At 68.8% G+C, this 15,600-nt stretch carries 15 protein-coding genes; all 15 read left to right on the top strand.

Features of this window, described 5'->3' with window-relative positions:
- Positions 1–121 precede the first annotated feature (121 nt).
- Positions 122–1,423, top strand: coding sequence for an NADH-quinone oxidoreductase subunit NuoF (nuoF, locus tag FV223_RS06930; RefSeq protein WP_147726111.1), 1,302 nt, complete (start codon positions 122–124; stop codon positions 1,421–1,423).
- Between the two features lie 5 nt (positions 1,424–1,428).
- On the top strand, positions 1,429–1,575 hold the full coding sequence (locus tag FV223_RS30160) for a hypothetical protein (protein ID WP_187274745.1): 147 nt from the start codon (positions 1,429–1,431) through the stop codon (positions 1,573–1,575).
- Between the two features lie 9 nt (positions 1,576–1,584).
- Entirely contained in the window at positions 1,585–3,657 is a 2,073-nt protein-coding gene (gene nuoG, locus FV223_RS06925) for an NADH-quinone oxidoreductase subunit NuoG (protein ID WP_147726110.1), read from the top strand.
- A gap of 9 nt (positions 3,658–3,666) precedes the next feature.
- Positions 3,667–4,689, top strand: coding sequence for an NADH-quinone oxidoreductase subunit NuoH (gene nuoH / locus FV223_RS06920; RefSeq protein ID WP_147726109.1), 1,023 nt, complete (start codon positions 3,667–3,669; stop codon positions 4,687–4,689).
- Positions 4,690–4,733: 44 nt separating this feature from the next.
- A complete protein-coding gene (gene nuoI, locus FV223_RS06915; protein ID WP_147726108.1) occupies positions 4,734–5,222 on the top strand; it encodes an NADH-quinone oxidoreductase subunit NuoI in 489 nt (162 codons plus the stop codon).
- Positions 5,223–5,365: 143 nt separating this feature from the next.
- Entirely contained in the window at positions 5,366–5,986 is a 621-nt protein-coding gene (locus FV223_RS06910) for an NADH-quinone oxidoreductase subunit J (RefSeq protein WP_147726107.1), read from the top strand.
- Positions 5,987–6,041: 55 nt separating this feature from the next.
- A complete protein-coding gene (gene nuoK / locus FV223_RS06905; RefSeq protein ID WP_147726106.1) occupies positions 6,042–6,347 on the top strand; it encodes an NADH-quinone oxidoreductase subunit NuoK in 306 nt (101 codons plus the stop codon).
- Positions 6,348–6,409: 62 nt separating this feature from the next.
- Positions 6,410–8,521, top strand: coding sequence for an NADH-quinone oxidoreductase subunit L (nuoL, locus tag FV223_RS06900; protein WP_147726105.1), 2,112 nt, complete (start codon positions 6,410–6,412; stop codon positions 8,519–8,521).
- Positions 8,522–8,568: 47 nt separating this feature from the next.
- Positions 8,569–10,089, top strand: a complete 1,521-nt coding sequence (locus FV223_RS06895; RefSeq protein WP_147726104.1) for an NADH-quinone oxidoreductase subunit M — start codon at positions 8,569–8,571, stop codon at positions 10,087–10,089.
- 14 nt (positions 10,090–10,103) lie between these two features.
- Complete coding sequence (nuoN, locus tag FV223_RS06890) at positions 10,104–11,558, top strand: NADH-quinone oxidoreductase subunit NuoN (protein ID WP_147726103.1); 1,455 nt, start codon at positions 10,104–10,106, stop codon at positions 11,556–11,558.
- Positions 11,559–11,561: 3 nt separating this feature from the next.
- Positions 11,562–12,350 carry a biotin--[acetyl-CoA-carboxylase] ligase gene (locus FV223_RS06885; protein WP_147726102.1) on the top strand — a complete coding sequence of 263 codons (789 nt, stop codon included), beginning with the start codon at positions 11,562–11,564 and terminating at the stop codon, positions 12,348–12,350.
- Between the two features lie 16 nt (positions 12,351–12,366).
- Positions 12,367–14,040 carry a ribonuclease J gene (locus tag FV223_RS06880; protein WP_147726101.1) on the top strand — a complete coding sequence of 558 codons (1,674 nt, stop codon included), beginning with the start codon at positions 12,367–12,369 and terminating at the stop codon, positions 14,038–14,040.
- A 171-nt stretch (positions 14,041–14,211) separates the two neighbouring features.
- The gene (mce, locus tag FV223_RS06875; protein ID WP_147726100.1) at positions 14,212–14,616 is read left to right on the top strand and encodes a methylmalonyl-CoA epimerase; all 405 of its coding nucleotides are present in this window, start codon (positions 14,212–14,214) and stop codon (positions 14,614–14,616) included.
- On the top strand, positions 14,613–14,957 hold the full coding sequence (locus FV223_RS06870; protein ID WP_147726112.1) for a DUF1467 family protein: 345 nt from the start codon (positions 14,613–14,615) through the stop codon (positions 14,955–14,957). Before mce ends, FV223_RS06870 begins: the two co-directional genes overlap by 4 nt.
- Positions 14,958–15,065: 108 nt before the next feature.
- The coding region (locus FV223_RS06865; RefSeq protein WP_147726099.1) for an MFS transporter at positions 15,066–15,600 on the top strand (535 nt) is incomplete at its 3' end.

The raw sequence follows: 15,600 nt of genomic DNA, 5'->3' as shown, positions 1-15,600 counted from the left end.
GTGCCGCCGCAGCCGGAAGCCTCGGGCGCGAGCGGGGACGCACCCGCCGCGGAGCCATCGAAGCCCGACGCGGCGCCGTCCAAGACCGACCCGGCCACCTGAGACACGGAAAGCCAAAGCCATGCTGGCCGATCAGGATCGCATCTTCACCAACCTGTACGGGTTGCACTCGCCGGGCCTCGAGGCCGCGCAGAAGCGCGGCGCGTGGGACGGCACCAAATTCCTTCTCGAGATGGGCCGCGACTGGATCATCGACGAGATGAAGGCCTCGGGCCTGCGCGGCCGCGGCGGCGCAGGCTTCCCGACCGGCCTCAAGTGGTCGTTCATGCCCAAGAAGTCGGACGGGCGGCCGCACTACCTCGTGGTCAACGCCGACGAGTCCGAGCCCGGCACCTGCAAGGACCGGGAGATCATGCGGCACGATCCGCACCTCCTGATCGAGGGCTGCATGCTGGCCTCGTTCGCGATGGCGGCGCATGCCTGCTACATCTACATCCGCGGCGAGTACGTCGCCGAGAAGCACGCGCTGCAGCGGGCGGTCGACGAGGCCTACGCCGCCCGGCTCGTCGGGCAGGACAACGTCCACGGCTACCCGTTCGACATCTACGTCCACCACGGCGCCGGGGCCTACATCTGCGGCGAGGAGACGGCGCTGCTGGAAAGCCTCGAGGGCAAGAAGGGGATGCCGCGCCTCAAGCCGCCGTTCCCGGCCAACATGGGCCTCTACGGCTGCCCGACGACGGTGAACAACGTCGAGTCGATCGCGGTCGCCGGCACGATCCTGCGCCGCGGCGGCGCGTGGTTCGCGGGCTTGGGCGGCAAGAACAACACCGGCACCAAGCTGTTCTGCGTCTCCGGCCACGTCAACAAGCCGTGCAACGTCGAGGAGGAGCTCGGGATCACCTTCCGCGAGCTCGTCGACAAGCATTGCGGCGGCATGCGCGGCGGCTGGGACAACCTGCTGTGCTCGATCCCCGGCGGCTCCTCGGTGCCGCTGGTGCCGGCCGAGCAGATCATCGACGCAAAAATGGACTTCGACACCCTGCGCAACCTCGGCTCCGGCCTCGGCACGGCGGCGGTGATCGTGCTCGACCGCTCGACCGACATCGTCCAGGCGATCGCCCGCATCGCGTACTTCTACAAGCACGAGTCCTGCGGGCAGTGCACGCCCTGCCGCGAGGGCACCGGCTGGATGTGGCGGGTGATGCTGCGCATGGCGGAAGGCCGCGCTCAGAAGCGCGAGATCGACATGCTGCTCGACGTCACCAAGCAGATCGAGGGTCACACGATCTGCGCGCTCGGCGACGCGGCGGCCTGGCCGATCCAGGGCCTGATCCGCCATTTCCGCCCCGAGATCGAGAAGCGGATCGACCGCTACAGCGCCAACCCGCATTCCGATGCGGTGCCGATGGCCGCGGAGTGAAGCCGATGACCGACCAGCCCGACAACCCGATGCTCGTGTACCTCCATCGCATCGAAGAGAATCTGGCGGGCGTCCATCGCCGGATCGACCGTCTCGAACTTCGGGTCGAGCGGATCGAGCGCAGGCTCGATCTCGCCGACACGACGCACTGAGAAGCGCGCATGACCAAAATCCTCGTCGACGGCATCGAGGTCGATGTTCCGGCCGAATTCACCCTGCTGCAGGCCTGCGAGATGGCGGGCGCGGAGATCCCGCGCTTCTGCTTCCACGAGCGGCTCTCGATCGCCGGCAATTGCCGGATGTGCCTGGTCGAGCTGAAGGGCGCGCCGAAGCCGGTGGCCTCCTGCGCCTACGCGGTCAAGGATTGCCGGCCCGGCCCGAACGGCGAGCCGCCGGAGGTGCTCACGCGCTCCGGAACGACGAAGAAGGCGCGCGAGGGGGTGATGGAGTTCCTCCTCATCAACCACCCGCTCGATTGCCCGATCTGCGACCAGGGCGGCCATTGCGATCTGCAGGACCAGGCGATGGCCTACGGCGTCGACTCGACCCGCTACGGCGAGAACAAGCGCGCGGTCGAGGAGAAGTACATCGGCCCGCTGGTGCGGACCGCGATGAACCGCTGCATCCACTGCACCCGCTGCGTCCGCTTCCTCGCCGAGGTCGCCGGCGTGCCGGATCTCGGCGCGATCGGCCGCGGCGAGGACATGGAGATCACGAGCTACCTCGAGGAGGCGATGGGCTCGGAGCTGCAGGGCAACGTCGCCGACCTCTGCCCGGTCGGCGCCCTCGTGCCCAAGCCGCAGAGCTACAACATCCGCCCGTGGGAGCTGTCGAAGACCGAATCGGTCGACGTGATGGACGCGGTCGGCTCGGCGATCCGCGTCGACGCCCGCGGCCGCGAGGTCATGCAGATCGAGCCTCGGGTCAACGAGGACATCAACGAGGAGTGGATCTCCGACAAGACCCGCCACCCCGTCGACGGCCTGCGCGTCCAGCGCCTCGACCGGCCGTACCTGCGCGAGAACGGCCGCCTGCGCCCCGCCTCCTGGGGCGAGGCCTTCGCTGCGATCGCGGCCAAGGTGAAGGGCACCGATCCCAAGCGCATCGGCGCGCTGGTCGGCGATCTCGCCGGGGTCGAGGAGACCTACGCGCTCAAGAGCCTGATGACCGCGCTCGGCGTCGCAAACCGCGATTGCCGCCAGGGCGGCGAGCGGCTCGATCCGGCCTGGGGCCGCGCCGCCTACGTGTTCAACCCGACGATCCCCGGCATCGAGGCGGCGGACGCGATCCTGCTCGTCGGCGCCAACCCGCGGACCGAGGCGTCGCTCCTCAACGTCCGCATCCGCAAGCGCTGGCGGATGGGGCCGCTCGCGGTCGGCCTGATCGGCGAGGCCACCGATCTCACCTATCCCCACACCTATCTCGGGGCCGGCACCGACACGCTGACGGCGCTCGCCAAGGGCGAGCACAGCTTCCTCGAGATCCTGAAGGGCGCCGAGCGTCCGCTGGTGATCGTCGGTGCCGCGGCGCTCGCCGACCCGGCGGTGCTCGCCGCCGCCGCCGCGCTCGCCAAGGACGTCGGCGCCGTCACGCCGGCGTGGAACGGCTTCGGCGTTCTGCACACCGCGGCCGCCCGCGTCGGGGCGCTGGATCTGGACTTCGTGCCGGGGGAGGGCGGGCTCGACTTCGCCGGCATGATCGCGCCCGGCGCCCTCGACGTGGTGTTCAACCTCGGTGCCGACGAGTGCACGGTCGGGGCCGGCGCCTTCGTGATCTACCAGGGGACCCACGGCGACCGCGGCGCCTCCCGCGCCGACGTGGTGCTTCCGGGCGCCGCCTACACCGAGAAGAGCGCGACTTACGTCAACCTCGAGGGCCGGGTTCAGCAGGCCAACCGCGCCGGCTTCCCGCCGGGCGACGCCCGCGAGGACTGGGCCATCCTGCGCGCGCTCTCGGACGTGCTCGGCCACCGCCTGCCGTTCGATTCACTGGTGGCCCTGCGCCGGGCGCTCTACGCCGAGCACCCCCACATGGCCGCCATCGGCAGCGTCGAGCAGGGCGACACGGTCGCGGCGGTCGATCGCCTGGCCGGCCTCGGCGGCGAGGTCGCGAAGGCGACCTTCGCCTCGCCGGTGCTCGACTTCTACCTCACCAATCCGATCGCGCGCGCCTCGCGCGTGCTCGCCGAATGTTCGAGCCTCGCCCGCGGGCGCGCCCTCGAAGCCGCCGAGTAAGGGGCCGCCATGACACCTTGGGAAACCGTGGGCCTCGTGCTGCTGCTGGCGTTAAAGAGCTTCCTGCTGCTCGCCTGCCTGCTCGTCTTCATCGCCTACGCGCTGCTTGCCGACCGCAAGATCTGGGCGGCGGTGCAGCTGCGACGCGGGCCGAACGTGGTCGGCCCGTTCGGCCTGTTCCAGTCCTTCGCCGACCTCTTGAAGTTCGTGCTGAAGGAGCCGGTGATTCCCGCCGGCGCCAACAAGGCGCTGTTCCTGCTGGCGCCCCTGGTCTTCGCGACGCTGGCGCTCGCGGCCTGGGCCGTGATCCCGCTCGCGGAGGGCTGGGCGCTGGCCGACCTCAACGTCGGCATGACCTACATCTTCGCGATCTCGTCGCTGGGCGTCTACGGCGTCCTGATGGGCGGCTGGGCCTCGAACTCGAAATACGCCTTCCTCGGTGCGCTGCGCTCGGCGGCGCAGATGATCTCCTACGAGGTCTCGCTCGGCTTCGTGATCATCTGCGTGCTGCTCTGCGCCGGCTCGCTCAACCTGTCGAAGATCGTCATCGCGCAGGACACCTCGCTCGGCATCCTCGGCTGGTACTGGCTGTGGCTGTTCCCGATGTTCGTCGTGTTCTTCATCTCGGCGCTCGCCGAGACCAACCGTCCGCCCTTCGACCTGCCCGAGGCCGAATCGGAGCTCGTCGCCGGCTACATGGTCGAGTACTCCTCGACCCCGTACCTGCTGTTCATGCTCGGCGAGTACGTGGCGATCATGACCATGTGCGCGCTCGGCACGGTGCTGTTCCTCGGGGGCTGGCTCTCGCCGATCCCGTTCGCACCCTTCACCTGGGTGCCGGGGCTGATCTGGTTCGCGCTCAAGGCCAGCTTCCTGTTCTTCATGATCGCCATGGTGAAGGCCATGGTGCCGCGCTACCGCTACGACCAGCTCATGCGGCTGGGCTGGAAGGTTTTCCTGCCCCTTTCGCTCGCCTCGGTCGTCGTCGTCGCCTTCGTGCTCAAGCTGACCGGCCTCGCTCCAGGTGCATGAGTGACGTCGCGCGTGAGCCTCACCCAGGAATCGGAGATCGCGGCATGAAGCTTGATCAGGTCGCCAAGGGCCTTCTGCTGAAGGAGTTCGTCTCGGGGTTCGTCCTCGCGATGAAGTATTTCTTCAAGCCGAAGGCGACGATCAACTACCCCTTCGAGATGGGCCATCGCGGGCCGCGCTTCCGCGGCGAGCACGCGCTTCGCCGCTACCCGAACGGGGAGGAGCGCTGCATCGCGTGCAAGCTGTGCGAGGCGATCTGCCCGGCGCAGGCGATCACCATCGAGGCCGGCCCGCGCCGCAACGACGGCACGCGCCGCACCACGCGCTACGACATCGACATGGTGAAGTGCATCTACTGCGGCATGTGCCAGGAGGCCTGCCCGGTCGACGCCATCGTCGAGGGGCCGAACTTCGAGTTCTCGGTCGAGACCCGCGAGGAGCTGCTCTACGACAAGGAGAAGCTTCTTCTGAACGGCGACCGCTGGGAGCGCGAGATCGCGCGAAACCTCGCGATGGACGCCCCCTACCGCTGACATCCCCGCCCAGTCGCCGGCGCCGCGGGTTGTGCGGCGCGGGAGCGGGTTCTATAGACGGCCGGCCGGGTCCGGACCGTTTTTGCGGACCGTTTTCTCATGAGGCAGAAGGGGCCGCTCCGGCGGCCGATCCCGACAAGCGCATGACCGCAGCCGCCGCCTTCTTCTACCTGTTCGCGGGCCTCACCATCGCCTCGGGCTTCATGGTGATCGCGTCCCGCAATCCCATCGCCTCGGTGCTGTTCCTGATCCTGGCCTTCGTCAACGCGGCCGGCCTGTTCGTGCTGATGGGCGCCGAGTTCCTGGCGATGATCCTGGTCGTGGTCTACGTCGGCGCGGTCGCGGTGCTGTTCCTGTTCGTCGTGATGATGCTCGACGTGGATTTCGCCCAGCTCCGGCAGGGGTTCCAGCAGTATCTCCCGGTCGGCGCGATGATCGGCGCGGTGTTCCTGATCGAGCTTCTGCTGGTCGTCGGCTCGTGGACGATCGATCCCGGCCTGGTGCAGGCGCCGCTCGGCAACGTGGCGGCGGGCGAGCACACCAGCAACACGGTGATCCTCGGCCGGGTGCTGTACACGGAATACGTCTACTTCTTCCAGATCGCCGGCCTGATCCTGCTCGTCGCGATGATCGGCGCCATCGTGCTGACCCTGCGCGACCGCCCCGGCGTCAAGCGGCAGAACATCGCCCTGCAGAACGCGCGGACCCAAGGGGACGCGGTCGAGACCCGGAAGGTGCCCTCGCGCCAGGGCGTCGAGGTCTGATGGCCGCGGCTCGGACGGCTTGGGCGATCCTGAAGACTTGGGCGGAGACAGCACGATGATCGGCCTCAGCCACTACCTCACGGTCGCCGCGATCCTGTTCACGCTCGGCGTGCTGGGGATCTTCATCAACCGCAAGAACGTCATCGTCATCCTGATGTCGATCGAGCTGATCCTGCTCGCGGTCAACATCAACTTCGTCGCGTTCTCGACCTACCTGAACGACATCACCGGCCAGGTCTTCGCCCTGTTCGTGCTGACCGTCGCCGCGGCCGAGGCCGCGATCGGGCTCGCCATCCTCGTGGTGTTCTTCCGCAACCGCGGCTCCATCGCGGTCGAGGACATCAGCATGATGAAGGGCTGAGCGGGGACCCCCGCGACGTCCTTCCGCCAGAAACCCGCTGCCCCGCGAGGCCGGACCGCACGATGTATCACGCGATCGTCTTCTTCCCGCTCATCGGCGCCCTGATCGCCGGGCTGTTCGGGCGCTTCCTCGGCGCGCGGGTCTGCGAGTACGTCACCACCGCCTGCCTCGCCTTCTCGGCGCTCCTGTCCTGGGGCGTGTTCATCGAGGGCGACCACGCCACGCGGGTGCAGGTCGCGACCTGGTTCACGGCCGGCGACCTCACCGTCGACTGGGCCTTCCGCATCGACACGCTGACCCGGGTGATGCTCGTCGTCGTCACCACCGTCTCGACGCTCGTGCACCTCTACTCCGTCGGCTACATGGAGGAGGATCCGCACCGGCCGCGCTTCTTCGCCTACCTGTCGCTCTTCACCTTCGCCATGCTGATGCTGGTGACGGCCGACAACCTCGTGCAGATGTTCTTCGGCTGGGAGGGCGTCGGCCTCGCCTCCTACCTGCTGATCGGGTTCTGGTACGAGAAGCCCTCTGCGAACGCGGCCGCGATGAAGGCCTTCATCGTCAACCGCGTCGGCGATTTCGGCTTCTCGCTCGGCATCTTCCTGGTCTTCGTGCTGTTCGGCTCGGTCGCCTTCGACGGCATCTTCCCGCGGGTGAACGAGCTCAAGGACGCGCATTTCCACTTCCTCGGTCAGGACTGGCACGCGCTCACCCTGACCTGCCTGCTGCTGTTCATGGGCGCGATGGGCAAGTCGGCGCAGTTCCTGCTCCACACCTGGCTGCCGGACGCGATGGAAGGCCCGACCCCGGTCTCGGCCCTGATCCATGCCGCGACCATGGTCACCGCCGGCGTCTTCATGGTGGCGCGCCTGTCGCCGCTGTTCGAGCTCGCGCCCGACGCGCTGGTCTTCGTCACGGTCATCGGCGGCATCACCGCCTTCTTCGCCGCCACCGTGGGCCTGGTGCAGAACGACATCAAGCGGGTGATCGCGTACTCGACCTGCTCGCAGCTCGGCTACATGTTCGTCGCGCTCGGCGTCGGCGCCTATTCCGCCGGCATCTTCCACCTGTTCACCCACGCCTTCTTCAAGGCGCTGCTGTTCCTCGGCGCCGGCTCGGTCATCCACGCGATGCACCACGAGCAGGACATGCGGAACATGGGGTCCTTGCGCCGCTACATCCCGTTCACCACGGCGATGATGGCGATCGGCACCCTCGCGCTCATCGGCTTCCCCTTCACCGCCGGCTACTATTCCAAGGACGCGATCATCGAGGCGGCCTATGCCTCGACGCGTCCCGGGCACACCCTGGCCTTCCTCGCCACCGTGATCGCGGCGTTCTTCACCTCGTTCTACTCCTGGCGCCTGTTCTTCCTCACCTTCGAGGGGCCGGCCCGCTGGGGGGCGCATGCCCACCACGACGACCACGCGGCGCCGGCCGTCGCCCACGCCTCCGCGGCCCACGAGGCCGACGGCGCGCCCGGCCATACCGAGGGCGTCGCCCACGACGATCGCGGCCACGACGTCGAGCCGGCGCACAGGAGCGACCTCGTCGCCGACGACCATCACGGGCACGGCCATCACGGCGATCACACGCCGCACGAATCGCCCCTGGTGATGACGATCCCGCTCGGCGTGCTCGCCTTCGGCGCGCTCTTCGCCGGCCTGATCTTCAAGGACCGCTTCATCGGCGAGGGCATGGAGGCGTTCTGGGGCCACGCGCTGGCGCACGGCCCCGACAACCACATCATGCACGACATCCACCACGTGCCAGCGCTCGTCTCCTACGCGCCGTTCATCATGCTGGTGCTCGGCTTCGTGCTGGCCTTCGTGATGTACATCCGCCGGCCGAAGCTGCCGGCCGAGCTCGCCGCCCAGCAGCCGGTGCTGTACCGGTTCCTGCTCAACAAGTGGTACGTCGACGAGCTCTACGACCGGATCTTCGTGCGCCCGGCCAAGGATTTCGGCCTGTTCCTGTGGAAGCAGGTCGACGGCCGCGCCATCGACGGCGCCGGCCCGGACGGGATCGCGGCCCGCGTCGTCGACGTGACCCGCGGCGTCGTCCGCTTCCAGACCGGCTACGTCTACCACTACGCGTTCGTGATGCTGATCGGCGTCGCGGGCATCCTGAGCTGGTACCTGATGGCCGGCCTGCCGAAGCCGGGGGGGCACTGATGGGCCTCGCGTCGCAAGCCGCCCTCACGAACGGGATGGATCGCTAGATGTTCGGCTTAGGGCTCCTCTCCGGGCTGCTGATCGTGCCGCTCTGCGGCGCGGCCTTCATCCTGACCTTGTCGGGCGACGAGAAGGCGGTGGCGAAGAACGCCCGCTGGGCGGCGCTCGCCACCACGGTCGTCACCTTCCTGCTCTCGCTGGTGGCCTGGAACCGCTACGACGCGACCTCGGCTAGCTTCCAGCTGGTCGAGAGCCATGCCTGGCTCGCCGAGACGATCCGGTTCAAGCTCGGCGTCGACGGCTTCTCGATGCCGCTGGTGCTGCTGACGACGTTCCTGATGCCGTTCTGCATCGGCGCCTCGTGGCATTCCATCGAGACGCGGGTGAAGGAGTACTTCATCGCCTTCCTCGTGCTCGAGACGACGATGATCGGCGTGTTCCAGGCGCTCGACCTGGTGCTGTTCTACCTGTTCTTCGAGGCCGGCCTGATCCCGATGTTCCTGATCATCGGCATCTGGGGCGGCAAGCGGCGCATCTACGCCAGCTTCAAGTTCTTCCTCTACACGCTGCTCGGCTCGGTGCTGATGCTGCTCGCCATCATGGCGATGTACTGGCAGGCCGGCACGACCGACATCCCGACCCTGCTCCAGACCCGCTTCCCCGTGGGCATGCAATGGTGGCTGTGGCTGGCCTTCTTCGCGAGCTTCGCGGTGAAGATGCCGATGTGGCCGGTCCACACCTGGCTCCCCGACGCGCACGTCGAGGCGCCCACCGCCGGCTCGGTGATCCTGGCCGGCATCCTGCTCAAGATGGGCGGCTACGGCTTCATCCGGATCTCGCTGCCGATGCTGCCGGATGCGAGCCACACCTTCGCGCCGCTCGTCTTCGCGCTGTCGGTGATCGCGATCATCTTCACCTCGCTCACCGCGCTGATGCAGACCGACATCAAGAAGCTGATCGCCTACTCCTCCGTGGCGCATATGGGCTTCGTCACCCTCGGCCTGTTCACCCTCAACGAGCAGGGCATCCAGGGCGCGCTGTTCCTGATGATCTCCCACGGCATCGTCTCCGGCGCGCTCTTCCTCGGCGTCGGCGTGGTCTACGACCGGATGCACACCCGCGAGATCGCCGCCTATGGCGGCCTCGTGAAGCGGATGCCGCTCTACGCGGTGGCGATGATGGTGTTCACCATGGCCAATGTCGGCCTGCCCGGCACCTCCGGCTTCGTCGGCGAGTTCCTGGCGATGATGGGGGCGTTCAAGGCCAACCCGACGGTGGCGTTCTTCTCGGTCTTCGGCATCATCCTGTCGGCCGGCTACGCCCTGTGGCTCTACGCCCGCGTGATCTACGGCAGGCTCGAGAAGCCCAACCTCCAGGGCATCCTGGACCTCGACAACCGCGAGAAGCTGATCCTCGCGCCGCTCGTCGCGCTGACGATCTACTACGGCGTCCACCCGGCCCCGATCCTCGACGTCTTCGCCCCCTCCACCGAGGCGCTGATGACGAGCATGAAGGCCGCCCTCTCGAACACGCAGACCGCGGCCGCCGCGCTGCCCCTCGCGCGCTGAAGGCAGGGCCAGAGATGCCGACCGTCCAGACCGTGCAGACCGTCCTGCCCTCGCTCACCCCGCTGCTGCCCGAGCTGATCCTCGGCATCGGCGTGATGGTGCTGATCCTCTACGGCGCCTTCCGCGGCGAGCGCTCCGTCGAGACCGTCAACGTCGGCGCCCTCGCGCTGCTCTTGGTGGCCCTCTTCGTGGTGATGTCGCAGCCGGCCGGCACCAAGGTGACCACGCTGTCCGGCAGCTTCATCCAGGACGGCTTCTCGAAGGTGATGAAGGCCCTGGTGCTGCTGGGCTCGGCCGCGACGATCCTGCTCTCGCGCGACTACTTCCAGCGCGAGCGCATCGACCGGTTCGAGTTCCCGATCCTGATCGTGCTGTGCACGATCGGCATGCTGATCATGGTCTCGGCCAACGACCTGATCGCGCTCTATCTCGGGCTCGAGCTGCAGTCGCTCGCCGCCTACGTCATCGCCGCGTTCCACCGCGACGACCTGAAATCCACCGAGGCCGGTCTCAAGTACTTCGTCCTCGGCGCACTCTCCTCGGGCATGCTGCTCTACGGCGCCTCGCTGGTCTACGGCTTCACCGGCACGGTGTCGTTCCCGGGCATCGTCTCGGCGCTGCACGAGGATGCCGGCTTCGGCATCGTGCTCGGCATCGTGTTCGTCGCGGCCGGCGTCTCGTTCAAGCTGGCGGCGGTGCCGTTCCACATGTGGACGCCCGACGTCTACGAGGGCTCGCCGACCCCGGTGACGGCGTTCTTCGCCTCCGCCCCGAAGATGGCGGCGATGGCGATGACGGTCCGCGTCTTCATCGGCGCCTTCCCCGACGTGACCGCGATCTGGCAGCAGATCATCGTGTTCATCGCCATCGCCTCGATGACGCTGGGCTCGTTCGCGGCGATCGGCCAGCGCAGCCTCAAGCGCCTGATGGCCTACTCGTCGATCGGCAACGTCGGCTACGCGCTGATCGGGCTGGCCGCCGGCACCGAGGAGGGCATCCGCGGCGTGGTGGTCTACATGATCATCTACCTCGCGATGACGCTCGGCGCCTTCGCGATCATCCTCTCGCTCCGCCGCCGGAACGAGATGTTCGAGACGATCGAGGACCTGTCGGGCCTCTCACGCACCCATCCCTGGATCGCGTTCTGCCTCGCGATGATGATGTTCTCGCTGGCCGGCATCCCGCCGCTCGCGGGGTTCTTCGGAAAGTTCTACGTCTTCGCCGCCGCGATCCACGCCAACCTCGTGGCGCTGGCCGTCATCGGCGTGGTCACCAGCGTGGTCGGGGCGTACTACTACATCCGCGTGGTCAAGATCATGTACTTCGACGAGGCCAAGGCGCCCTACGAGGTGATGGCGCCGGGCCTGCGCATCGTTCTGGCCCTGTCGAGCGTCGTCGTGATCCTGTTCTGGCTGCTGCCGGCACCGCTCGTCGGGGCGGCGGGCGCGGCAGCCAAGTCGCTGTTCTAGGCCTTGGACTTCCGTCTCGGCGAGGGTGCGCGGGCGGCCGGGCACCGCCTTCACGTCCACGACCGCCTCGGCTCGACCAACACCGAGGCGCTAGACCAGGGCCGCGCCGGCGCGACCGGGCCGCTCTGGATCGCGGCGCGTGCCCAGGAGGCCGGCCGCGGCCGGCGCGGCAACGTCTGGGCCTCGATCCCGGGGAACCTGACCGCGAGCGTGCTCTGGCCGGTGGCCGGTGTCGAGCCGGAGCGGGTCGCCGGCCTCGGCTTCGTCGCCGGCATCGCGCTGGTCGAGGCCCTGGAGGCGGCCTGCGGCCCCGACTCGGCCGGGACGTTCGGCCTCAAATGGCCGAACGACGTGCTCGCGGGCGGGGCCAAGCTCGCTGGCATCCTGCTCGAGGCGGAGACGCTGCGGGGCGGCCGGCGGGCGGTGGCGATCGGGTTCGGCGTCAATGTCGCAGACGTCCCGGAGGCGTTTTCGGCCTCCGCCACCTCTCTGGCGGGGCTCGGATACCCACTTGATGCCGGCATGGTGTTGGCGGATCTGACGAATAAGCTTGCCGTGGCGGCCCGTATCTGGGATCGCGGACGGGGATTTCCTGAGATTCGCGAGCGTTGGCTCGCACGGGCTTCCGGCCTCGGATCGCGCATCGCGGTCCGCAGCGGGACGGAGACCCTGGTCGGCGATTTCGAAGACATCGACGAGGGGGGGCGGCTCGTGATCCTCGCCCCCGATGGAACGCGGCGGACCGTGACGGCGGGCGAGGTGCATTTTGGGACGGCCGCGACGGCGGCATGAGATGGATTCTGGATTTATGACAACGGGACAGGACGAGCTTGTCTTCCTGCCGCTCGGCGGCGTGGGCGAGATCGGGATGAACGCGGCGCTCTACGGCTTCGGGCCGGAGAAGGGCCGCAAGTGGATCATGGTCGATTGCGGGATGGGGTTCGCGAGCGAGGAGGCGATGCCGGGCGTCGATCTCATGTTCCCGGACCTCTCCTACATCGAGGAGCGCAAGAAGGACCTTCTCGGGATCTTCATCACCCACGCGCACGAGGACCATATCGGCGCGATCAGCGAGCTGTGGCCGCGCCTCAAGGTGCCGGTCTACGCGACCCGCTTCGCCAAGAGCCTGCTCGAGACCCGGCGCCTGTCGGAGCCGGGCGCGCCGAAGGTCGACCTGCGCGAGATCAAGCCGGGCCGGCGCGTGACGCTCGGGCCGTTCGAGATCGACTACGTGCCGGTCTCGCACTCGATCCCGGAATCGAATGCGGTGGCGATCCGCACCTCGGCCGGCCTCGTGCTGCACACCGGCGACTGGAAGATCGACCCGACGCCGATCCTCGGCGACGTGACCTCGGCCGAGGCCTTCCGCGCCATGGGCGACGAGGGCATCCTGGCGCTGGTCTGCGATTCGACCAACGTCGTCCGCGAGGGCTTCTCGCCGAGCGAGGCCGAGGTCGCCTCGACCCTGGCCAAGCTGATCGCGGCCGCGCCCCAGCGCGTGGCGGTGACGACCTTCGCCTCGAACGTCGCCCGCATCCGCGCGGTGGCCGAAGCCGCCAAGGCCTGCGGGCGCGAGGTGGTCGCGGTCGGCCGCGCCATGGACCGGGTCATCGACGTCGCCCGCGAATGCGGCTTCCTCGACGGGCTGCAGGAGTTCCGCCGCGCCGATTCGTGGCGCGACCTGCCGCGCGACAAGGTCGTGGCGCTGCTCACCGGCTCGCAGGGCGAGCCCCGGGCGGCGCTCGCCCGCGTCTCCCGCAAGGACCATCCGGACATCGCGCTCGCCGCCGGCGACCAGGTGATCTTCTCCTCGCGCGCCATCCCCGGCAACGAGCGCGACGTCGGCGCGATCATCAACGACCTGATCGAGCAGGGTGTCGAGGTCATCACCGACCGGACCGAGCTGGTCCACGTCTCCGGCCACCCGCGCCGCGACGAGATGGCCGAGATGTACGCCTGGACCCGGCCGCAGACGGCGATCCCCGTCCACGGCGAGGCGCTTCACCTCGACGAGCACGCGCGCTTCGCCCGCGCCCACGGCGTCGACAACGTGGTCAAGGCCCGCAACGGCACCCTGATCCGCCTGAGCCCGGGCAAGCCGGAGATCATCGACCACGTGAAGTCGGGCCGCCTGTTCAAGGACGGCAACGTCCTGATCGACGGGAAGGACCGCGCGATCCCCGAGCGGCGCAAGCTCGCCCAGGCCGGCCTCGTCTCGGTGGCGATCGCCATCGACGAGAGCGGCGAGGTATTGGGCGAGCCGGCGGTCGACATCATCGGCCTGCCCAACCGCGGCCGCGGCGGCGCGCCGCTGATCGACACCGTGGTCGATTCGGTCTCGCGCACCCTGTCGGGCATGTCCAAGGGCAAGCGCCGCGACTCGGAGGCCGTCGAGAAGGCGGTCGACCGCGCCGTGCGCTCGGCCGTCAACGAGGTCTGGGGCAAGAAGCCCGCCTGCCACGTGCAGGTGGTCGAGGTCTGATTTCTACCTTCCCCCCGCTGGGGGGAGGGCGCCTCGCGAATGCAAGGCGGGAGAGGGGCCGGCACGGGTCTTTCCGGAACTGTCGCTCCCCTCTCCCGACCCACTCCGTGGGCCACCCTCCCCCGCAGAGGGGGGAGGGAGAAATCCGTCGCGGAATTCAAGGAGAAACCAATGATCGGCCGGCTCAACCACGTCGCCATCGCGGTGCGCGATCTCGACGCCGCCTGCAAGGTCTATCGCGAGACGCTGGGCGCGACGCTGACCGCGCCGCTGCCGCAGCCCGAGCACGGCGTCACCGTCGTGTTCGTCGAATTGCCCAACAGCAAGATCGAGCTGATGGCGCCGCTCGGCGCGGATTCGCCGATCGCCAGCTTCGTCGAGCGCAACCCGGGCGGCGGCGTCCACCACGTCTGCTACGAGGTCGACGACATCATCGCCGCCCGCGACCGGCTCAAGGCCGAGGGCGCCCGCGTGCTCGGCACCGGCGAGCCCCGCATCGGCGCGCACGGCAAGCCGGTGCTGTTCCTGCACCCGAAGGACTTCCTCGGGACGCTGACCGAGCTGGAGCAGGTCTGATCCGGGTGAACGCGCTCCTGAAGGCCGTGGCGCGCACGACGCTGCGGACGCTCGGCGTCGTGCTGGTTCTGGTGGCCGCCTTCGTCGCGGTGGCGGTTCTGCAGTTCCGTCTCACGGTGTTCGGCGCGAGCGCGTTGTACTTCGTGGTGTGGTGGACGCTGCTCTTCGCGATCCTGCCGATCCGCAACCAGGCCGAGACCGACCTGGCCCGCGTGGTGCCGGGCCAGGATCCCGGCGCGCCGGCCGCGCCGCGGCTCCGCGAGAAGGCGATCTGGACGACGCTCGCCGCCGGCGCGGCCTTCCTGGTCGCGCTCGCCGCGTTCCCCCTGACGGGCCTCTAGGCGCCTACCGCTCCCGGATGTCGCGTTGACAGCCCGTCGACGCTTGGCGAAGGCTTCGCCGTGGCGCGGCGCTCGACCGCCCGTCATCCCAGGACCACGGAGGATCGCATGCTGGCGCCGGGCGCAACGCCGGAGGGCGAGGCCGCCGCCGGTGCGGCGGCACGGCGGCTCCTGCCGATCGTCCTGGCGCTGTTCTTCACCTGGGGGCTCGCCACCGTTCTCGTCGACATCGTCACCCCGAAGTTCAAGAGCCTGTTCGCGCTGAGCTACGCCGAGGCGACGCTGACGCAGTTCGCGTTCTTCATCGCCTACGCGGTGGTCTCCCTGCCGGCCGGCCTCCTCGTCTCCCGCATCGGCTACATGCGCGGGCTGGTGCTCGGGCTCCTGGTGATGACGGCCGGCTGCGTGCTGTTCGCGCCCGCCGCGCGGGCCGGCGTGTTCCCGCTGTTCCTCCTCGCCCTGTTCGTGATGGCGTCCGGCATCGCGGTGCTGCAGGTCGCGGCGAACCCGCTGGTCGCGCGGCTCGGTGCGCCCGAGCGGGCGTCGAGCCGGCTGACGCTGGCGCAGACCTTCAACGCGCTCGGCACCACCGTCGGCCCGGCGGTCGGCGCCTGGGCGATCCTCGGCCGCGACGCTCCGGCGC

This window comes from Methylobacterium sp. WL116 (assembly GCF_008039455.1).
Taxonomy (GTDB): Bacteria; Pseudomonadota; Alphaproteobacteria; order Rhizobiales; family Beijerinckiaceae; genus Methylobacterium.
The sequence above is the reverse complement of the archived record's forward strand: the minus strand, read 5'-3'. Positions and strand labels throughout refer to the sequence as shown.

Excerpts from the sequence above, each read along its gene's own strand:
- mce (WP_147726100.1), top strand. The coding sequence starts at position 14,212 with ATGATCGGCCGGCTCAACCACGTCGCCATCGCGGTGCGCGATCTCGAC.
- nuoL (WP_147726105.1), top strand. The coding sequence starts at position 6,410 with ATGTATCACGCGATCGTCTTCTTCCCGCTCATCGGCGCCCTGATCGCC.
- FV223_RS30160 (WP_187274745.1), top strand. The coding sequence starts at position 1,429 with ATGACCGACCAGCCCGACAACCCGATGCTCGTGTACCTCCATCGCATC.
- nuoF (WP_147726111.1), top strand. The coding sequence starts at position 122 with ATGCTGGCCGATCAGGATCGCATCTTCACCAACCTGTACGGGTTGCAC.
- FV223_RS06880 (WP_147726101.1), top strand. The coding sequence starts at position 12,367 with ATGACAACGGGACAGGACGAGCTTGTCTTCCTGCCGCTCGGCGGCGTG.
- nuoH (WP_147726109.1), top strand. The coding sequence starts at position 3,667 with ATGACACCTTGGGAAACCGTGGGCCTCGTGCTGCTGCTGGCGTTAAAG.
- nuoG (WP_147726110.1), top strand. The coding sequence starts at position 1,585 with ATGACCAAAATCCTCGTCGACGGCATCGAGGTCGATGTTCCGGCCGAA.
- FV223_RS06895 (WP_147726104.1), top strand. The coding sequence starts at position 8,569 with ATGTTCGGCTTAGGGCTCCTCTCCGGGCTGCTGATCGTGCCGCTCTGC.
- FV223_RS06910 (WP_147726107.1), top strand. The coding sequence starts at position 5,366 with ATGACCGCAGCCGCCGCCTTCTTCTACCTGTTCGCGGGCCTCACCATC.
- nuoK (WP_147726106.1), top strand. The coding sequence starts at position 6,042 with ATGATCGGCCTCAGCCACTACCTCACGGTCGCCGCGATCCTGTTCACG.
- nuoN (WP_147726103.1), top strand. The coding sequence starts at position 10,104 with ATGCCGACCGTCCAGACCGTGCAGACCGTCCTGCCCTCGCTCACCCCG.
- nuoI (WP_147726108.1), top strand. The coding sequence starts at position 4,734 with ATGAAGCTTGATCAGGTCGCCAAGGGCCTTCTGCTGAAGGAGTTCGTC.